The sequence below is a fragment of the Paenibacillus filicis genome (assembly GCF_038070315.1).
Taxonomy (GTDB): Bacteria; Bacillota; Bacilli; order Paenibacillales; family NBRC-103111; genus Paenibacillus_G; species Paenibacillus_G filicis.
In genome coordinates this window covers 200,494-216,178 of record NZ_JBBPCC010000005.1, presented here as the reverse complement: position 1 = coordinate 216,178, position 15,685 = coordinate 200,494, and the positions used below count along the sequence as shown (strand labels likewise).

The following is a 15,685-nucleotide window of genomic DNA, read 5'->3' as shown; positions in this document are numbered from 1 at the left end:
CCCATGTACGCTGGCATTCATCACGTTTCTGTCGCAGTCACCGATTTGGAAAAAGCGACGCAGTTTTATGGCGTAATGCTTGGTTTTAAGGAGACGGTCAGGCCCCCTTTCCCATCGAAAGGGGCCTGGTACGACGTGGGGCCTACACAGCTTCATCTCATTGTCAATCAAGCGAGAACATTAAGAGGAACAACCGTCATTGATGACAAGGATGGTCACTTCGCCCTCCGTGTGGATCGGATGCAGGATGTTTTGGATATGCTCCATGAAGCTTCGATTCCATATATGGATAGGCCGAATAATCTTACGGAGTGGCATCAGGTTTACGTCACGGACCCGGACGGCAATGTCATTGAGTTTAACGTTTCTAGAGCCTGACTGTGAAATTTACATAAAATAGATGGGCGGTGCCTGTTCAATGAGAAAAATGAAAGTAGGCTTGATCGGCTGCGGGGTTATAAGTGAAACTTATTTAAAGTTTTGTACAGAATCATTAGATATTCTAGAAATTGCCGCTTGTGCGGATCTTGTTCCTGAGCTTGCCAAGCAGCACGCAGAGCAGTTCCAAATTCCTAAGGTGTGTACGGTAGAGGAAATGCTCTCTGATCCTGAGATTGAAATGATACTAAATTTGACCGTACCGAAAGCCCATGCGGAGCTGAACCTGAGAGCTCTTGAAGCGGGAAAACATGTGTACACGGAAAAACCTTTCGCTTTATCTCAGGAGGATGCAGACAAAGTGCTCGCCGTTGCGGAGTCAAAAGGGCTTCGTGTCGGCTGCGCGCCGGATACGTTTTTGGGAGGAGGCATCCAGTCCTGCATTAAGCTGATTGATGACGGCTGGATTGGCACTCCATTCGGCGGCAGCGGGCTGATCTTAACGGGCAACGCCTCGGACCGAACACACCGCTCGCCTGAAAATTTTCTGTCCTTAGGAGGAGACCCGCTGTTCGACGTAGGCGTTTATTATATTACCGCTTTTGTCGCCATGCTGGGTCCTGTCCGCAAAGTAAGCGGCACTGCAGGCCAGCTCAGAACGGAATTAAAGCTGCTGAATCCCAAGTCCCCGCGATATGGGGATACCGTTGCCGTTGGAGCGCCCATGAACACATCGGCGGTACTCGATTTTGAATGCGGTGTGATCGCTACATTGACTGCGGCTAAGGAAGGGTTCGGTTATACACCGCGCATGGAGATTTACGGGACGGACGGCATCTTGTATGTACCTGACCCTAATGGCTTCGGGGGTCCTATCCAAGTGAAGCAGCGCAGTGGGGAAATCGTAACCTTCCCATTATCCCATGGCATCACAGAGCAGAGCCGGGGCATCGGCTTAGCCGATATGGCCTACGCTATTCAATCCGGCAGAGCTCATCGGGCGAGTGGCAGCTTGGCCACGCATGTACTCAACGTCATGTTTGGGATTTTCGAATCTTCCCATACGGAGCAGCATGTTCCGATCAAGATGAAGTGCGATCGTCCGGTTCCGTTACCGCTTGGTTTAAGATTCAACCAGCTTGATGAATAATGCTCCTGAGCCCCCATTATTCAGGCAATCCAAGAAACAGCTGACCTGGTTTTATAGCAGCAAACCAATATGTGAAAAGCGGTTGGGCAGGAATAACACCTTGCTCAGCCGCTTTTTTAGTACAAGCTTCATAGGTTTTCTTTAAACGAACATTGTTCTTTACGAACAGTGTTCGTTGTGGTATAACTAAGTTGTCACAGGAAATGAATATCAAGACTTACTTGGATAAGGAGAGTGAAAGGATTGAGCGATAACGCAAGGCCCCTATCATCGGAGTTTTCGATCAGACAGATCCTTCCGACATTGTTGGCCATTGCCAGCGGTATGTTTCTGGTCATATTGGACAGCACAGTCATGAATGTTGCAGTTCCCAAGCTTGTCGAGCATTTCGGTACCACACTTGGTACCATTCAGTGGGTCATTACCGCTTACACACTCGCCCTTGCTGCAGTTATTCCATTGGCTGGATGGTTTTCTGACCGATTCGGGGCGAAAAAAGTATTCTTATCTAGCATCGTGTTGTTTGTGATTAGTTCTATATTATGTACGCTTGCCCAAACTCCTGAGCAGCTAATTATTTATCGGATCATTCAGGGATTGGGCGGAGGAATGGTTGCTCCGATCGGGATCGCGACAACCTTCCGAATAGCTCCGCCAGACAAGCGGGGATCGATCATGGGGATATTAGGCATTCCGATGCTTCTGGCTCCCATCCTGGGTCCCATTTTATCCGGTTCATTGATTGAATATGTCAACTGGCATTGGATCTTCATTATTAACCTGCCAGTCGGTATGCTTGCATTCTTCATGGCGTTCAAATTTCTTCCTTCAACAAGCCCGGGCAAGGAGATGAAGTTGGATGTGAAAGGAGCGCTCCTGGCCCCTGTAGCATTTGCCTCCCTTGTATTCAGTATTCATCAGGGGGGAGAAAAAGGCTGGTCGGATGGACTGGCCCTGGGTACGCTAGTGATTGGCGTCGTAACGCTCCTTCTATTTATCGTCATTGAACTCAGGCAAAAGCAGCCGCTGCTGGAGCTGCGTGTCTTCCGCTCGCTTCCGTTTTTTCACGGAGCGATTCTTGCCTGGCTGAATCAGATTGCCTTGTTCGGAAGCTTGCTTCTCTTCCCGTTGTATCTCCAGCAGGTCAAAGGACTGTCTCCATTTGAAGCGGGCCTGTACGTCATTCCTCAAGCCATTATGTCTACTATAGGGATTAATATTGGCGGCAAATTATTTGACAAGCATGGCGCTCGTCCGGTAGTCATCGCGGGAATCAGTTCATTGTTGGTAGGCTTGCTCGCCCTGACACAGATTTCAGCCCAGACCGGATCCGTGTATCTGTTGATCAGTTTTGGTTTTGTCGGTCTTGGCCAAGGCTTGACATTGATGCAAATCAACTCTCATATCCTGAAGCTGGCACCGCGGGAGCTGGTCAGCCGGGTGACGCCGATCACGACTTCGGCCCAGCAGATTATGTCCTCCTTTGGCATCACGATCACAACAGCGTTCTTGTCTCGGCAGCTTAAGCAACTGTCTACCGATGCGTCTGCAGACCTGGGCCTCGCATTCGGGCATACGTTTTGGATCACAGCCGGAGTAGCCGGACTGGCCTTGCTGGTAAGTTTGTTCATCCAAAAAGAAAAGAAGAGTTGAGTTCCACATGCTTCTGTACGTTATAGGGGAAATAAAACTAATCCACTTTGGGAGTGATAATAAATGAACCATTCATCGAAACGAATTGCTATTATCGGCGCTGGACCCGGAGGGCTTACGCTTGCTCGCGTGCTGCAAACGGCTGGCTACAACCCCGTTGTGTATGAAGGCGAAGCTTCCCGTTATGAGCGCCAGCAGGGAGGGACGCTCGATCTTGAAACAGATTCCGGTCAAAAAGCGCTGCAAGCAGCCGGTCTGCTTGAAGCTTTTCACCAAGTATGCCGGTTTGAAGGACAGAGCGGCAAAATTGTGGACAAAAGCGGTAAGGTCTATCATGAAGACACGGCGGATGAAGTCCCTGATGCCGATCATTATTCGCGGCCCGAGATTGACCGCACCGTCCTCCGCGACTTATTGCTCGATTCACTGCGGCCCGATACTATTCAATGGGGATACAAATGCTCAGAAGCGATCCCTGTCGGCGATCGTCAATTTGAACTTCATTTCGACAATGGAAAGATGGATGTCGTGGATCTGGTTGTGGCGGCAGACGGGGCATTCTCCCGCATTCGGCCGCTCGTGAGCGAGGCAAAGGCCGAATATTCTGGCGTCAGTATGATCGAACTAAACATTTTGGACGCGGCGAATCGATCTCCAGAGCTTGCTGCTTTCAACGGCCCGGGTTCGGTATATGCACTGGATGATCGTAAAGGAATCATGGCGCAGATGAATGGAGACGGCCGGATTCGTGTGTATTTGGGCTTTCAAGCAGAACGCGATTTTTTGGAGAGCGTGGATATCCCCTACGACGATCTGGAGAAAGCAAAGCCTAAACTGTTAGCGTTGTTTGCAGACTGGTCGGATGAGCTGCAAAATTACATTACTTCTGCAAATGGAGTCATCACGCCAAGGCGAATTTATATGCTGCCTGTCCCGCATACATGGGAGAGCAGGTCCGGCGTTACCTTGATCGGAGACGCCGCGCATCTCATGTCGCCGTTTGCCGGAGCCGGTGCGAACTTGGCGATGCTGGACGGCGCTGAGCTTGCGCTATCCATTATTAATAATGAAGATCTAGATACGGCTGTGCGGCAGTATGAGCTGAAGATGTTCGAATACGCCGGAGCCACTGCAGCAGAAACCAAGGCGAATATGGAGCTCTTTTTTTCCGACAACGCCGCGGCTAAGCTGGGTGAGCTGATGAGATCCTATGCAGAGCAATAATCGTTTATCCACTTTATACGAGTAGGAGGGAAGCTGGCAGTATGTCCTGTGGAATAGAGACGGTGCTGCCAGCGAAAACAAATGACCGTGAAAACAAAATTGACGCCGCTCGACTTGAGTCTTTCTGTGCCAGGGATGCCCGGTGGAGGGGTATGGACGATCACGCCAACGTTGATCTCATCAGGAGATACCCATTACCTGGTTGACACGGGAATGCCGGGGATGATGGAGGATTTGACCGCACAGTTGTCGTCTGCGGGCGTATCACTGGAGATGTTGAGTGGCGTTATGATCACCCATCAAGATATCGATCATATCGGCAATCTGCCACAGATACTAGAGATAAATCCGCGAGTAGAAGTATTTGCACACCCTGACGATGCGCCTTATATAGTAGGAAAGCTTCCGCTTCTCAAGCCTCTGCCCAAGATTCTTGAAGCGTTTGGGGCTAACTTTTCAAGAAACGGGATTCGCATCGATCATTTGGTTGCTGACGGTGAAGAATTACAGGTCGGTGGAGGTTTCATCGTTATCCATACGCCGGGACATACTCCCGGTCACATCAGTCTCTATCATCCAGACAGCAAGACGCTGATCGCCGGCGATGCGATGGTCGTTCGGGGCGGGCAGCTGCACGGACCGAATGAAGCTCAAACGCCTGATTTGCCGGAAGCCTACCGTTCACTGGCGAAATTGTCTGCATATGATATCCGGAAGATCATTTGTTATCATGGAGGCGTATTGGATACGGATGCCAACTCATGGATTTCCAGGCTCGCTTCGCGTGAAGAGGAAGACTAACATGCTTGTTGCATGTGATTTTACTAATAAGAGCAAACATGGTATAAGAAAATTATGAACACTACCCATCGAACCATTGTCAGCCGCCGTGCTCGGCCCGCGAAGGAGCCGCTCAGTCAGGAAGTCATTGTCAAACAAGCGTTTCTTTTGTTGAGAGAGGAAGGAATCTCAGGTCTTACCATGCGTAAGGTGGCCAAAACTCTGGACACGGGGGCGTCCTCCCTTTATGTGTATGTGAAGGATTTGCAGGAATTAAGCTCCTACGTGCTGGACTATGCCTTGGCCAGCGTCAAACTACCCGATTCAGATAGCGAAGAATGGAAGAACAACCTGTTTGCAGCACTCATATCGTACCAGCAAGTGCTTTATAAGGACCCTGGTGTAGCCGAGCTTGCCTTGACAACGATGCCTCTGGGCCCCCATTCACTGGCTTTATCGGAGTATTTACTAAAACAGCTAGCGGCTAGTGGCATGCAGGCCGCATCAGCAGCCTGGGGGCTGGATTTGCTATTGATGCATGTTACTTCCTCGGCTTTTGAACATGTTTCGTGGGCCAAAAATGAGAAACGATCGTTTACATTGATGAAAGAAGCTTACTTATCTGCTGACGCTTCGCAGTTCCCGTTCATTCATTCGCATAAAAACGAATTGTTTTCCGGCGATGCTTCGAATAACGAGCGTTTTCTTTGGGGCATGGAGGTTATTTTGCAGGGCATATTAAAGCAGGATCAATGAACAGCAATACATCTGTTTTACTCCCTCTACAAATCAGGAAGGTTGCCGGACTTGGTCCCTACCCGGAATGGCGTCGAGATGCCCTCATAGTTCATCATCATAGTCATCCCCAAGGACGCATGCCCGAGGTTGTGGCAATGCGCCATCCATAAGCCCGGGTTATCGGCCTTCAACTGCACCTCATAGGATTCGCCATTCTTCAATAGAAGTGTGTCCAGATAGATGGGACTGCCCTTCAAGGGAAGACCGTTCCGGCTCATGACTCGGAAGGTATGACCATGAATATGAAACGGGTGATCACCGCCGCCCTCGTGAACAAGGGTGATGCTCACCAACTCTCCTTCCTTCACGCTCATGGGAGGAATCTCATGGAACGCGTGGCCGTTGATCGTCTTCACGAAGAGGGATTGGCCGAGCTTGAGGACGAAATTTCGATCTGGCTTGAGCGTGGGGAGCGGATCGCCCTCCTGTGGGGTGCCGTATTCGGCGAATGAGAACATCGTTCGGGCGTCTGCCCGTTCCGGCATGCTGCCACTGCCGAGCGTCATCGATAGTCCTTCGAACGATTGGTTTCTTACGATGACTTTGCCGGACTCGGGAAGCCGAATAAGCAGATCGTAGCGCCCACCGGCTCCTACCGGAACGGTTACATCCTTCAAGAGACCAGGTTCGTGCAAATCCCGGCCGTCCATGGCGATAATCTGGAAGGGTGCCCCGTCTACGGAGAAGTTCATCGTTTCGTTGTCTCCGTTGGTTAGTCTGAGCCTTACCTGTTCGCCTGCCTGAGCCGGTACATCAAGTCCCTTGGAGCTGCCGTTCAGAAGGAGGCTGGAGTCTAGCCGCTGATAAAGAGCGTTGACCTCCTTGGCGGGTGATAACGTAGCGGCCGATTCCCTGGGCTCGACGATAATTGACCCGAGAAGTCCCTTCTTCGCCTGAACCGAGCTCATCTGATGGGAATGGTACCAGTAAGTGCCTGGAGCCGATGCGATAAAGGTATATGTAAATTGTTCTCCCGGATGTACGGCGTCCTGGGTCACCCCCGCAACGCCATCCTGCGAGCAAGGAACGTTAATCCCATGCCAGTGAAGCGTAATGCCTTCCTTGATGTCCTTGTTGTGGAGCGTAACGACCACCCGGTCGCCTTCGATGACCCGGAGCTCCGGCCCTGGAGCAGAGCCGTTGAAGGTCCAGGCTTCGACCGTCTGCCCGTTATCCAACTGCAGAGTTGTTCGTGCAGCCGTCATATCAAAGCTGCGGGTAGGTCCGCCTGTCTCCTTGGCCGTGATGGCCTCGCAGGAAACACCTGTCGGCGAATGATCGTGTAGGTCGGTATGGGAGACAGAGCCCAAGCCATGCTCATGGTGGGCCATATTAATCTCCACCGGCTTCTGAAGCCGCATTTGCCAGAAATAAACGCTCGCCGCTCCAACAATCAGGATCAGCAGCGGCACCAAAATTCCGTAAAAGATCGGATGCTTAGAGCTTTTCTTCTTAATCAAGACCGTTCACCCGCTTTTTTGTTAGTAATGGATTGATTCCTAACAAACTGGATAGGGAAGTGCGGACAACGGCGAGGACAAGGATTGCGCCTATGACAGCTAATACGCCCGCTCCGATAAATACCCAAGCAAACCCTCCGGTCAGCGCACCGGGCTCAGCCACGCCATGGCTCAGCAGATCCCGGGTTCTGCTTGACGATACGGTCGCCAGTACAGCAAGCCCGATAGCTCCTCCGATTTGCTGGCTCGTGTTGATCAAGCCGCTGGCGACCCCCGCCTCGCTATCCGCCACTCCATGGACGGCCCATTCCGTCCCAGCGACAAAAGCTCCTCCCATCCCGATTCCGATGACGATGCTGGGTCCCAGCAGGTGAATGGCAAAGGAAGCATCGCTCGGGGCAAAAGACAGCCATACCGTGCCTGAGGCAAACACAAGTAAAGATGCTGCAAGAGTCCGCTGCGTGCCAAGCTTCTTGAGCAATGCAGGCATAACTCCCGCGATGGCGACAAGCGCTCCGGCGAGTGGAAGCTGAGTAAGCCCTGCTTTCAGGGCATCATAGTGAAGCACCTGCTGCATATAAACCGACAAGGCGAAGAAAAGTCCCGTGGTCGCTCCACCGATGAGGAACATGGCCAAATTGCCGCCGAGCACCGACTTCTTGCGAAATAGGTTTAATGGCATCAAGGGGCTCTTGGCGAACTTCTCGATGTAGACGAACGCGGTAAGCAGCACGATGGCTGCGCCGCCAAGCGATACTGTCCAGGGGGAAGTCCCGCCTGCTTGTTCCGCTAGAGAAAGGGCCGCTACTAAGCTTACAATGCCGCCGGTAACGGTGACGGCTCCCGGCATATCCAGACTTGTGCGCTTACCTGGCGTATCTCTGGCGATGAGCCATGGAGCTGCCGTGATGACCCCTACACCCACAGGTACATTGACGAAGAACACGGACGGCCAGCCGTAGGCAGAGGTCAAGACTCCTCCGAGCAGCACGCCTGCGACACTGCCGATACCGGCAACCGCCCCCAAGACGCCGAGCGCCTTCGCCCGGTCTTGTGGAACTGTAAATAGCTTGGTGACGAGTGCGAGTGCGGCCGGAGCAAGCAGCGCGGCTGAGGCGCCCTGAATGACCCTCGAGGTCAATAGCCATGCTCCCGACGCAGCGAGTCCTGCCGCGACCGAGGCGACCGCGAATCCGGTGACGCCGGCGATAAATAACCTTCGATGCCCATATCGGTCGCCAAGTCTTCCGCCGAGCAGCAACAAGCCTCCGAACGGCAGGACATAAGCGGTGATGACCCAGCTCAGCGTATTCGTATCCAGATGAAGCTCCGCGCCCAGGGTCGGCAGCGCAATATTGACGATGGAAGCATCCAGGACGACGAGAAATTGAGCAAGCGCCAGGACGATGAGCGCCCACCAGCGGTATGAAACGGCCCTGGCTGCTGCCGATCTGGGTTTAGCCATAGAACTCATTGAACAAGTCACTCCTTCATAGTTTGTTATTGATTAATAAATTACTGAAGCTCGTTAAGATTGAGCACTTTTCTTCTGCAGCGCACGAATCGTAGCCGTAAATCCCTCTTCGAACCTCGTCGCCTTGGCCGGTCCGATCAAGCGCTCATATTTCTCTCCACTCAAGACTAGCGGCTCTTCGGTCAAATAAAGCATTTCCACGACTTCCTTCATGACCGGTACGGACATGCCGAGCAGAGACAACCCTACTTTGCCTAGCGGCAAGACCGGTTTGGCGCTTCCGCTTGCTTGCCGGGCTAGCCGAACGATCTCTTTACCTGAGATTAACCCTGCACCTGGAATATTCCAGTTCTGCCCATAAGCTTCATCCCTGCCCGCCAGCTCTGCAATCATGAACGCCGCGTCCGGCAAGTAAATAAATTCCCGGGGAACATGCATGTTGCCAATGAAAAACGCCATTTTACCAGCGACTATCGACTCGAGCGTAGAGCCGAGATAAGAAGCCTCATTGGCCGTAGGGCCGTAATAATCAGGCAAACGGGTGATCAAAACCTTGGCCCGGCTCCATTTCGCATCGAACAGCATCTTCTCGTAGGCGAGCCTGGTCTTGCCCTTCTTCGTGTGAGGCTGCTTCGGATGCTCTTCGGTTGCCCGTTCCATTTGTCTTCTTCCATAGGGGTAGATGCCATCGATGACGACGACTTTGAGACTTAGCCGATCCGCTGCTTCCATCACCGCTTCACCCAGTGGAATCAGCTTAGTTACCATCTCGTGATACAGTACGTTCGCACAATGGAAGATAACGTCTACGCCATCCGCAGCGGCTACGATGCTATCGGGTTGGAACGCGTCACCTACAGCGATCGCCAGATGCTCAGGGTTACCCAGCCTGTTCCTAAGCAGCTCAAGCTTCTGCTGAGACCGCCCGAAGGCAACCGTCCGTATCCCTCGCTTAACCAGCTCCTCCGTAATGGCGGCGCCAGTGCCTCCCGTTGCTCCCAGTACCAATGCTTTTTTCAAGAGAATCACCTCATATTATTATTTGTTATTGATCAATCACTAACTTGAAATCAATATATCATGTTGTTATTGATTGGTCAATCACTAATTTGGAAAGAATGATTCTTTCCTTAAATACCTCAAAGCCAAGAAGCCGCAACCGGTGACTTCTTGGCGTTACTGGCTCTAAGCATGGTTAAGCCATCGGAGGGGCTGTGAACACCTGTACAGCCTGGGAGTCATGGAACGGTGCTAGTTTGATTTTTCACCAGGGTGATCCTCTCCCCAGGTGTCGTCTGGATTTGCCACATGTGGCCTATAGCCACTTGGGTTTCTCCCGTAGAAGAGGTGCATAGGGCCCCATCCGCCCAGGGCATGTAGAAGGACAAAGTCGAACCGGCTTCACTGATGATTTCGATCCACGTGGCCTCGCCATTCGCGAAGGCTGCACTTACGAGAAAGCCCCCGACAGCCCGAAGCGTGTGGAACTTTGCAGCCTGAGTCTCCGGCCAGTTAGGGAAGAAGCGCAGATGTCCGTTATTGCTCTGCAGCAGACATTCATTGATGACAGCAGGCAGAGCGAAATTCTCGAACCAGATGCCCATCCGTGACATAAAGTCGAAATTATCCGTATCTGCGTAACGGCCTCCGCTCATCAGAACCCGGTCGGTACAAGTGCCGTTCGGGAGCAGGCAGTACCGGATCTGACGCTTGAAGCGTTCCAGATCCAGCACACCGAGGCGGGCGCCGGCCATGTGATAGAACACCAGCTCATTGCCGCCTTCGTTCCGGTGATTCAGGTACGAATTCACTGCCGTCCGGTAATCTTCTTCCGGCGAGTGCAGCCCGTGGTCTTCGCCCGGAAAAACGGTGGTCACCGAAATCGGCACATTGTAGACGACCTCCGGGCTTTCGCCCTCTACGGAGACGAAGACGCTCCCAAGCTTCGACTCTGCGGTAGGGTAGTCTGGGAAGTGATTCAAGATGTTCTCCGCTTCCAGCAGCAGGTCTTGCTCAGCCTCTTCCATGCCCAGCACCACGCATGCTTCCGAAAAGGCGTGGAGCAGAAAGCGGGTCAGCGTCAGATCGATCAGGCAGTCGCTATTCTTCGCGAACCCGGGCGTGATCTCATAAAGCTCTGGCACAACAGTAGGAAAGATGTGATGCTTGTCGTCACCCCAGCGTGCCCCTTGCGCCTCGGGGCGCTTCATATAATCGACCATGAACAGAGCGGCCTCCTTGATCGGCTGGAAGGCCCGGTTCTGCAGAAAATCTTGATCCATGGAGTAAAGATAATGCCACCAGAGGCTTTGCACCGTCCAGGGCGTTTCGCAGATTTCCCAGCCCCAGTGCGGCACCGGGTACGGCATCATGGTCATATCCACCGGGTAGGCGGAGTGGGGGAAATAGGCGCCGCGGAGACCATAATATTCCTTGGCCCAAGAGCGGCTGACGGGAAGCACATGATCGACCATATCGACGTAAGGCAGATGCTTGTCCAGATGATTGCTGGAGAAGGCCAGCCAGAACGGCTGCTGGGTATTGTAGTTCATGTGGTAATCGCCATGCCAGTCGGCCCCGATGGTCCGATAGCTCCAGTTGGCGAAGAGACCCGGGCAAGTGACGCCTTCCTTCACCGCACAATTAAAGAAATACAGATTGTGGTACCAAATCCGCTCCAGAAATTGATCCTCCAGCACAACAGCGGATCGGCTCCAATAGTCAGACCACCAATCGGCCGTTTCTGCCTTAGCGGCCCCGTATCCGTCAAGCTCGGGCGGTACCAGCCGTCCCAATCTCGCTTGAATGTCACTGCTTGGCCCCTCCCACAGCTCGGCGCAGGCCAGTATGCCGGCCTCCGTCGGGAGCAGATCACACTCTACAGGGCCGGATGTCCTTACCGCCAGTCGAAAGGCCTTGTCCTTCTCATGGTGCGTGTACGGGACAGTAGGATGCTCTACATCAGGCAGAATCTGTATGAATGACAGCACACCTGCTGCGTCCTTTGTGACTTCGGCCTGGGGAAATTCCGGAGGTGTCTCGGGATCGGGAATTAATTTGGATGTTGGTGAACAGCGGAACGGCTGCGCCGCTTACCGCGTCCGTGGTTTTCATCCAAATCCGGTCATGCTTCCCCTCTACAAATAGCTCGAAGACTACCGGTCGATCCTCGAACAGGAAGTCCACCGTGCATCTCCCGTCTTCGATATGCACGGTATGTCCCAGCACTTCCGCCATCCGGCGGTCATACCGGAGCAGCAGCGTGCCGCAGGGCATGGGCTTGGGATAGGCTTTGCTGTAATTTTCGCCAGCCATCTTGCAATAGGCTTGATACCATGGATGGTCCGTGAGCGGTGTCAGATCATCGGGGAGGACCGACAGTCGTTCAAACACCTCCTGGAAAGTCATGATCTCATCTCGGTGGTTCTCGGCGATACGAATATCCCAGACATTATTGTGGCCCAGATGCAGAAGCACCGCATCCGGTCGCGTCGTGACGACAACCCCCAGGCCCCCGTTTCCCAGCAGAGCGCCTTCGAAAAAATCCGGCGCCGGCCCGTCAAACTGAATCGGATGTTGTCCCGCTTGTTCGTACCCCCTATTGTTCATAGCTAAATGGTTGGCTTGCTTATCCCGCATTGGCATTGGATTAGCTCCTCTTTTCCCAAAACTAGTTGCTGCTGCCAATGTAACAAAAGGAGGAGGCCTTTGTATTTATCTGGTCGTCCATGAGTTGCACGATCGTCGGATAAGTTCTTCCGATGTACATCTATTGCTTTGCGAACCTTCAAGCCAAGGAGTTACAATAAGGGAAAATAGAGCGGATACGGGAGGGAGCCCGCCAATGGACTTTGCTTCTTTGCATCCCTATGTATATCTCGCGACCCGGTATCCTTTTTACAAAGGACAGTCCAGCGCACCGAGGATCTGCTACACCAGCTCCATTTACTTGATGAGTGAAGGATATGGAATACTGACGACCCGCGAGCGGAGAGAGAGATTGGGCCCAGGCTCGCTGGTGTACATCCCGGCTGGACAGCCTCATGAATGGCTGGCTGATCCCGAGGAGCCGATGGTGCAGGTCTGTTGTTATTTCGACTGGCATTATGTGGAGCGGAAACCGGCATTTGATACGGCATGTCCCGTATGCTATCCGCCCCAGCCGCTCTTAGAGGAGCTGGTGGGGCCGTCTTTTCCATATCCCCTTCCTGAGATATGGAGGGTGGAATCGCTGCGCGTCTGGGAGGACCTGTTTCTGAACTTTTACAAGACGGCGAGCTTCACCCATGAGCAGACCTTCCTGCGCAGTCTAATGACTCAACGAAACTTCCAAACGTTTATCGATTATTTTCTGAACAGTCTGCTGAAGGACCGGCAGATTCCGGACCGGCGAATCAACCGGCTGCTGGAGATGATAGAGCAGGATCTGCTGCATGACGCACCCAAGCCGCTGGAGGTTTACTACAAGAGCTTGAAGATGAGCCGCGGGCATTTCTTCGAGCTGTTTCGCAAATCCACCGGCTGCTCGCCCGTTCAATACATGCATCGGTTTCGCATCGGGCGGGCGAAGGAGGATCTGCTGCACACCACTCTAACGATTACGGAAATCGCGGCCAAGTATCACTTTAGCTCCGTCCATTACTTCTCGCGGCTGTTCCATCAGGTAACAGGCGAGTCCCCGGCTCGTTACCGGTCGCGTTCATAAGAGCAACTGCCAGTGAAGGACCATCTTATGCTGAAAGAGGCTGAACAGTCATGGCTATCCATCACTATAACCCGGAACGACCTTTCCGGAGTGCGCCCGACCTGCATCTTCACTACTGGGGACGCGAGCAATGCGTACCCGGTCATGCATTCGGGCCCGGTGTACGGGACCATTATAAAATCCACTTTATCCATGCGGGCACCGGAGCGGTCGAGGTGGCCGGGTGCCGCCATGTCCTCACCGCCGGACAAGCCTTCCTGGTGTATCCCCATATGGTTACCTACTATGCCGCCGATCAGACCCATCCTTGGTCGTATTCCTGGATCGGCTTTAGCGGGGAGCAGGTGGAGTCGATTTTATCCAAGACCTCATTGTCGCCCGACTGTCCGGTATTCCCGATGGACGGCCAGCTCATGCCGAGTTTATATACACGGCTGACCTCAGCGGTGGATGCGGACGCGGACGGTCTGGGTCTCGCCTTAAAGGCTATCCTGTATGAGTTTTTCTCTCTGCTGCTCCAGACCGTTCCAGCCGCGCCGGACCTGCTGCCTATGCCGCGGCAGAAAAGCGTGTACGTCGAGCAATGCCTGCATTTCCTGCATTCGCATTACTGCGAAAACATGACGATGGAGATGATGTCCGACGCCCTCAAGCTCGACCGCAAATATATGTCTGCGCTGTTCAAGCAAGCCGTCGGACTGCCGCCTCAGCAGTACCTGCTGAACTACCGGATCGCTAAAGCCTGCCAGCTGCTGGCAGAGACGCCCTGCACCATTGCGGAAATCTCGCGTTCCGTCGGCTACCAAGACCCGCTGCTGTTCTCACGCATGTTCAAGAAGGTGAAGGGCTGCTCGCCGCGAGGATACAGGCTGCAGCATCGCGAATCAGACATTGTGCTATAAATTCCTTCCTTGCTGACATACGTTTGGACGTTTCTTTTCGCTACAATGAAGAACGTAAAGGAAATCATGCAGCGCGTCAGCCGTTACGCTTCCGCTAACTTAAGGAGGAACCTACATGTACAACGCCAGCTCCACCCGATACGACAATATGACATATAATCGGACAGGCCGCAGCGGCCTGCGTCTGCCGGCCATCTCGCTCGGTCTGTGGCATAACTTTGGCGGCATCGACACATTAGAGAACGGCAGAGCGATGGTCCGTAGAGCCTTCGATCTGGGCATTACCCACTTCGACCTGGCCAATAACTACGGGCCGCCTGCCGGCTCTGCCGAAGAGACTTTCGGCCAAATCCTGCGCAAGGATTTCGCCCCTTATCGGGACGAGCTTATAATTTCCACCAAAGCCGGCTATTATATGTGGCCGGGCCCATACGGGGAATGGGGCTCCAAGAAAAACCTCGTAGCCAGCCTGGATCAAAGCCTGAAACGGATGGGCCTGGACTACGTGGATATTTACTACCACCACCGCCCGGACCCTAACACGCCGCTGGAAGAAACCATGTCCGCGCTGGATCTCATTGTCCGCCAAGGCAAGGCGCTGTATGTCGGTATCTCCAATTACAAGGCCGAGGATACCCGCAAGGCGTCCCAGATCCTGCGTCAGCTCGGAACTCCGTGCCTGATTCATCAGCCGAACTACTCTATGCTGTCCCGCTGGATCGAAGACGGCTTGCAGGATGTCCTCGACGAAGAAGGCATCGGCAGCATCGTGTTTTCCCCGCTGCAGAAAGGCATCTTGACCGACCGTTACCTGAACGGTATCGCAGCCGATTCCCGCGCTGCCGGACCGAGCGTCTTCCTCTCCGAGAAGGAGATCACGGAGGACGTTATCGGCAAGGTGCGCAAGCTGAACGAGCTGGCTGCCGAGCGCGGCCAGAAAATGTCGCAGCTGGCCCTCTCCTGGGTGCTTCGCGGCGGCCGAGTGACCTCGGCTCTGATCGGCGCCAGCAAGGTGGGCCAGATCGAGGATGCGGTCGCTTCCTTGAATGCGCCGGAGCTTAGCGCCGAGGAGCTGGAGCGGATCGAAGCGATTTTGCGCGGATAAGCAAGAATACGAAAGAAGAGACGGTCAAGGGAGCGTCGCAGCAGCGCCAAGCTGCT

14 protein-coding genes are annotated in these 15,685 nt (G+C 53.4%); 9 read left to right on the top strand and 5 right to left on the bottom strand.

Annotated elements, in window-relative coordinates; all coding sequences use genetic code 11:
- Nucleotides 1–3: 3 nt before the first annotated feature.
- The 6 genes from WMW72_RS10330 (at nt 4) to WMW72_RS10305 (ending at nt 5,941) form a co-directional block, all read left to right on the top strand.
- The gene (locus tag WMW72_RS10330) at nt 4–378 is read left to right on the top strand and encodes a VOC family protein (RefSeq protein ID WP_341415364.1); all 375 of its coding nucleotides are present in this window, start codon (nt 4–6) and stop codon (nt 376–378) included.
- 40 nt (nt 379–418) lie between these two features.
- Complete coding sequence (locus WMW72_RS10325) at nt 419–1,528, top strand: Gfo/Idh/MocA family protein (RefSeq protein ID WP_341415363.1); 1,110 nt, start codon at nt 419–421, stop codon at nt 1,526–1,528.
- Between the two features lie 243 nt (nt 1,529–1,771).
- On the top strand, nt 1,772–3,181 hold the full coding sequence (locus tag WMW72_RS10320) for an MDR family MFS transporter (protein ID WP_341415362.1): 1,410 nt from the start codon (nt 1,772–1,774) through the stop codon (nt 3,179–3,181).
- Between the two features lie 63 nt (nt 3,182–3,244).
- Nucleotides 3,245–4,405, top strand: coding sequence for an FAD-dependent oxidoreductase (locus tag WMW72_RS10315; protein WP_341415361.1), 1,161 nt, complete (start codon nt 3,245–3,247; stop codon nt 4,403–4,405).
- An 81-nt stretch (nt 4,406–4,486) separates the two neighbouring features.
- Nucleotides 4,487–5,206 carry an MBL fold metallo-hydrolase gene (locus WMW72_RS10310; protein WP_341415360.1) on the top strand — a complete coding sequence of 240 codons (720 nt, stop codon included), beginning with the start codon at nt 4,487–4,489 and terminating at the stop codon, nt 5,204–5,206.
- A 54-nt stretch (nt 5,207–5,260) separates the two neighbouring features.
- Entirely contained in the window at nt 5,261–5,941 is a 681-nt protein-coding gene (locus WMW72_RS10305; protein ID WP_341415359.1) for a TetR/AcrR family transcriptional regulator, read from the top strand.
- Nucleotides 5,942–5,967: 26 nt separating this feature from the next.
- Here the strand turns inward: WMW72_RS10305 and WMW72_RS10300 are convergent, their stop codons facing one another.
- The 5 genes from WMW72_RS10300 to WMW72_RS10280 all read right to left on the bottom strand — a co-directional run bounded on the left by WMW72_RS10300 (nt 5,968) and on the right by WMW72_RS10280 (nt 12,562).
- Nucleotides 5,968–7,443 (bottom strand): multicopper oxidase family protein, encoded by a 1,476-nt coding sequence (locus WMW72_RS10300; RefSeq protein WP_341415358.1) that lies wholly within the window; start codon nt 7,441–7,443, stop codon nt 5,968–5,970.
- Entirely contained in the window at nt 7,436–8,908 is a 1,473-nt protein-coding gene (locus WMW72_RS10295) for a DHA2 family efflux MFS transporter permease subunit (protein ID WP_341415357.1), read from the bottom strand. The genes WMW72_RS10300 and WMW72_RS10295 overlap by 8 nt, the downstream gene beginning before the upstream one ends.
- A gap of 63 nt (nt 8,909–8,971) precedes the next feature.
- Nucleotides 8,972–9,937, bottom strand: coding sequence for an SDR family NAD(P)-dependent oxidoreductase (locus WMW72_RS10290; RefSeq protein WP_341415356.1), 966 nt, complete (start codon nt 9,935–9,937; stop codon nt 8,972–8,974).
- Between the two features lie 218 nt (nt 9,938–10,155).
- A complete protein-coding gene (locus tag WMW72_RS10285; protein WP_341415355.1) occupies nt 10,156–11,907 on the bottom strand; it encodes a glycosyl hydrolase family 95 catalytic domain-containing protein in 1,752 nt (583 codons plus the stop codon).
- A complete protein-coding gene (locus tag WMW72_RS10280; RefSeq protein ID WP_341415354.1) occupies nt 11,879–12,562 on the bottom strand; it encodes a hypothetical protein in 684 nt (227 codons plus the stop codon). The genes WMW72_RS10285 and WMW72_RS10280 overlap by 29 nt, the downstream gene beginning before the upstream one ends.
- Nucleotides 12,563–12,761: 199 nt before the next feature.
- Here WMW72_RS10280 and WMW72_RS10275 point away from each other — a divergent pair, with 199 nt between their 5' ends.
- The 3 genes from WMW72_RS10275 to mgrA all read left to right on the top strand — a co-directional run bounded on the left by WMW72_RS10275 (nt 12,762) and on the right by mgrA (nt 15,629).
- Nucleotides 12,762–13,622 (top strand): helix-turn-helix domain-containing protein, encoded by an 861-nt coding sequence (locus tag WMW72_RS10275; RefSeq protein WP_341415353.1) that lies wholly within the window; start codon nt 12,762–12,764, stop codon nt 13,620–13,622.
- 50 nt (nt 13,623–13,672) lie between these two features.
- Nucleotides 13,673–14,524: an AraC family transcriptional regulator gene (locus WMW72_RS10270; RefSeq protein ID WP_341415352.1), complete on the top strand. Its 852-nt coding sequence runs from the start codon at nt 13,673–13,675 to the stop codon at nt 14,522–14,524.
- Between the two features lie 115 nt (nt 14,525–14,639).
- Nucleotides 14,640–15,629 (top strand): L-glyceraldehyde 3-phosphate reductase, encoded by a 990-nt coding sequence (mgrA, locus tag WMW72_RS10265; protein ID WP_341415351.1) that lies wholly within the window; start codon nt 14,640–14,642, stop codon nt 15,627–15,629.
- Nucleotides 15,630–15,685: the final 56 nt, after the last annotated feature.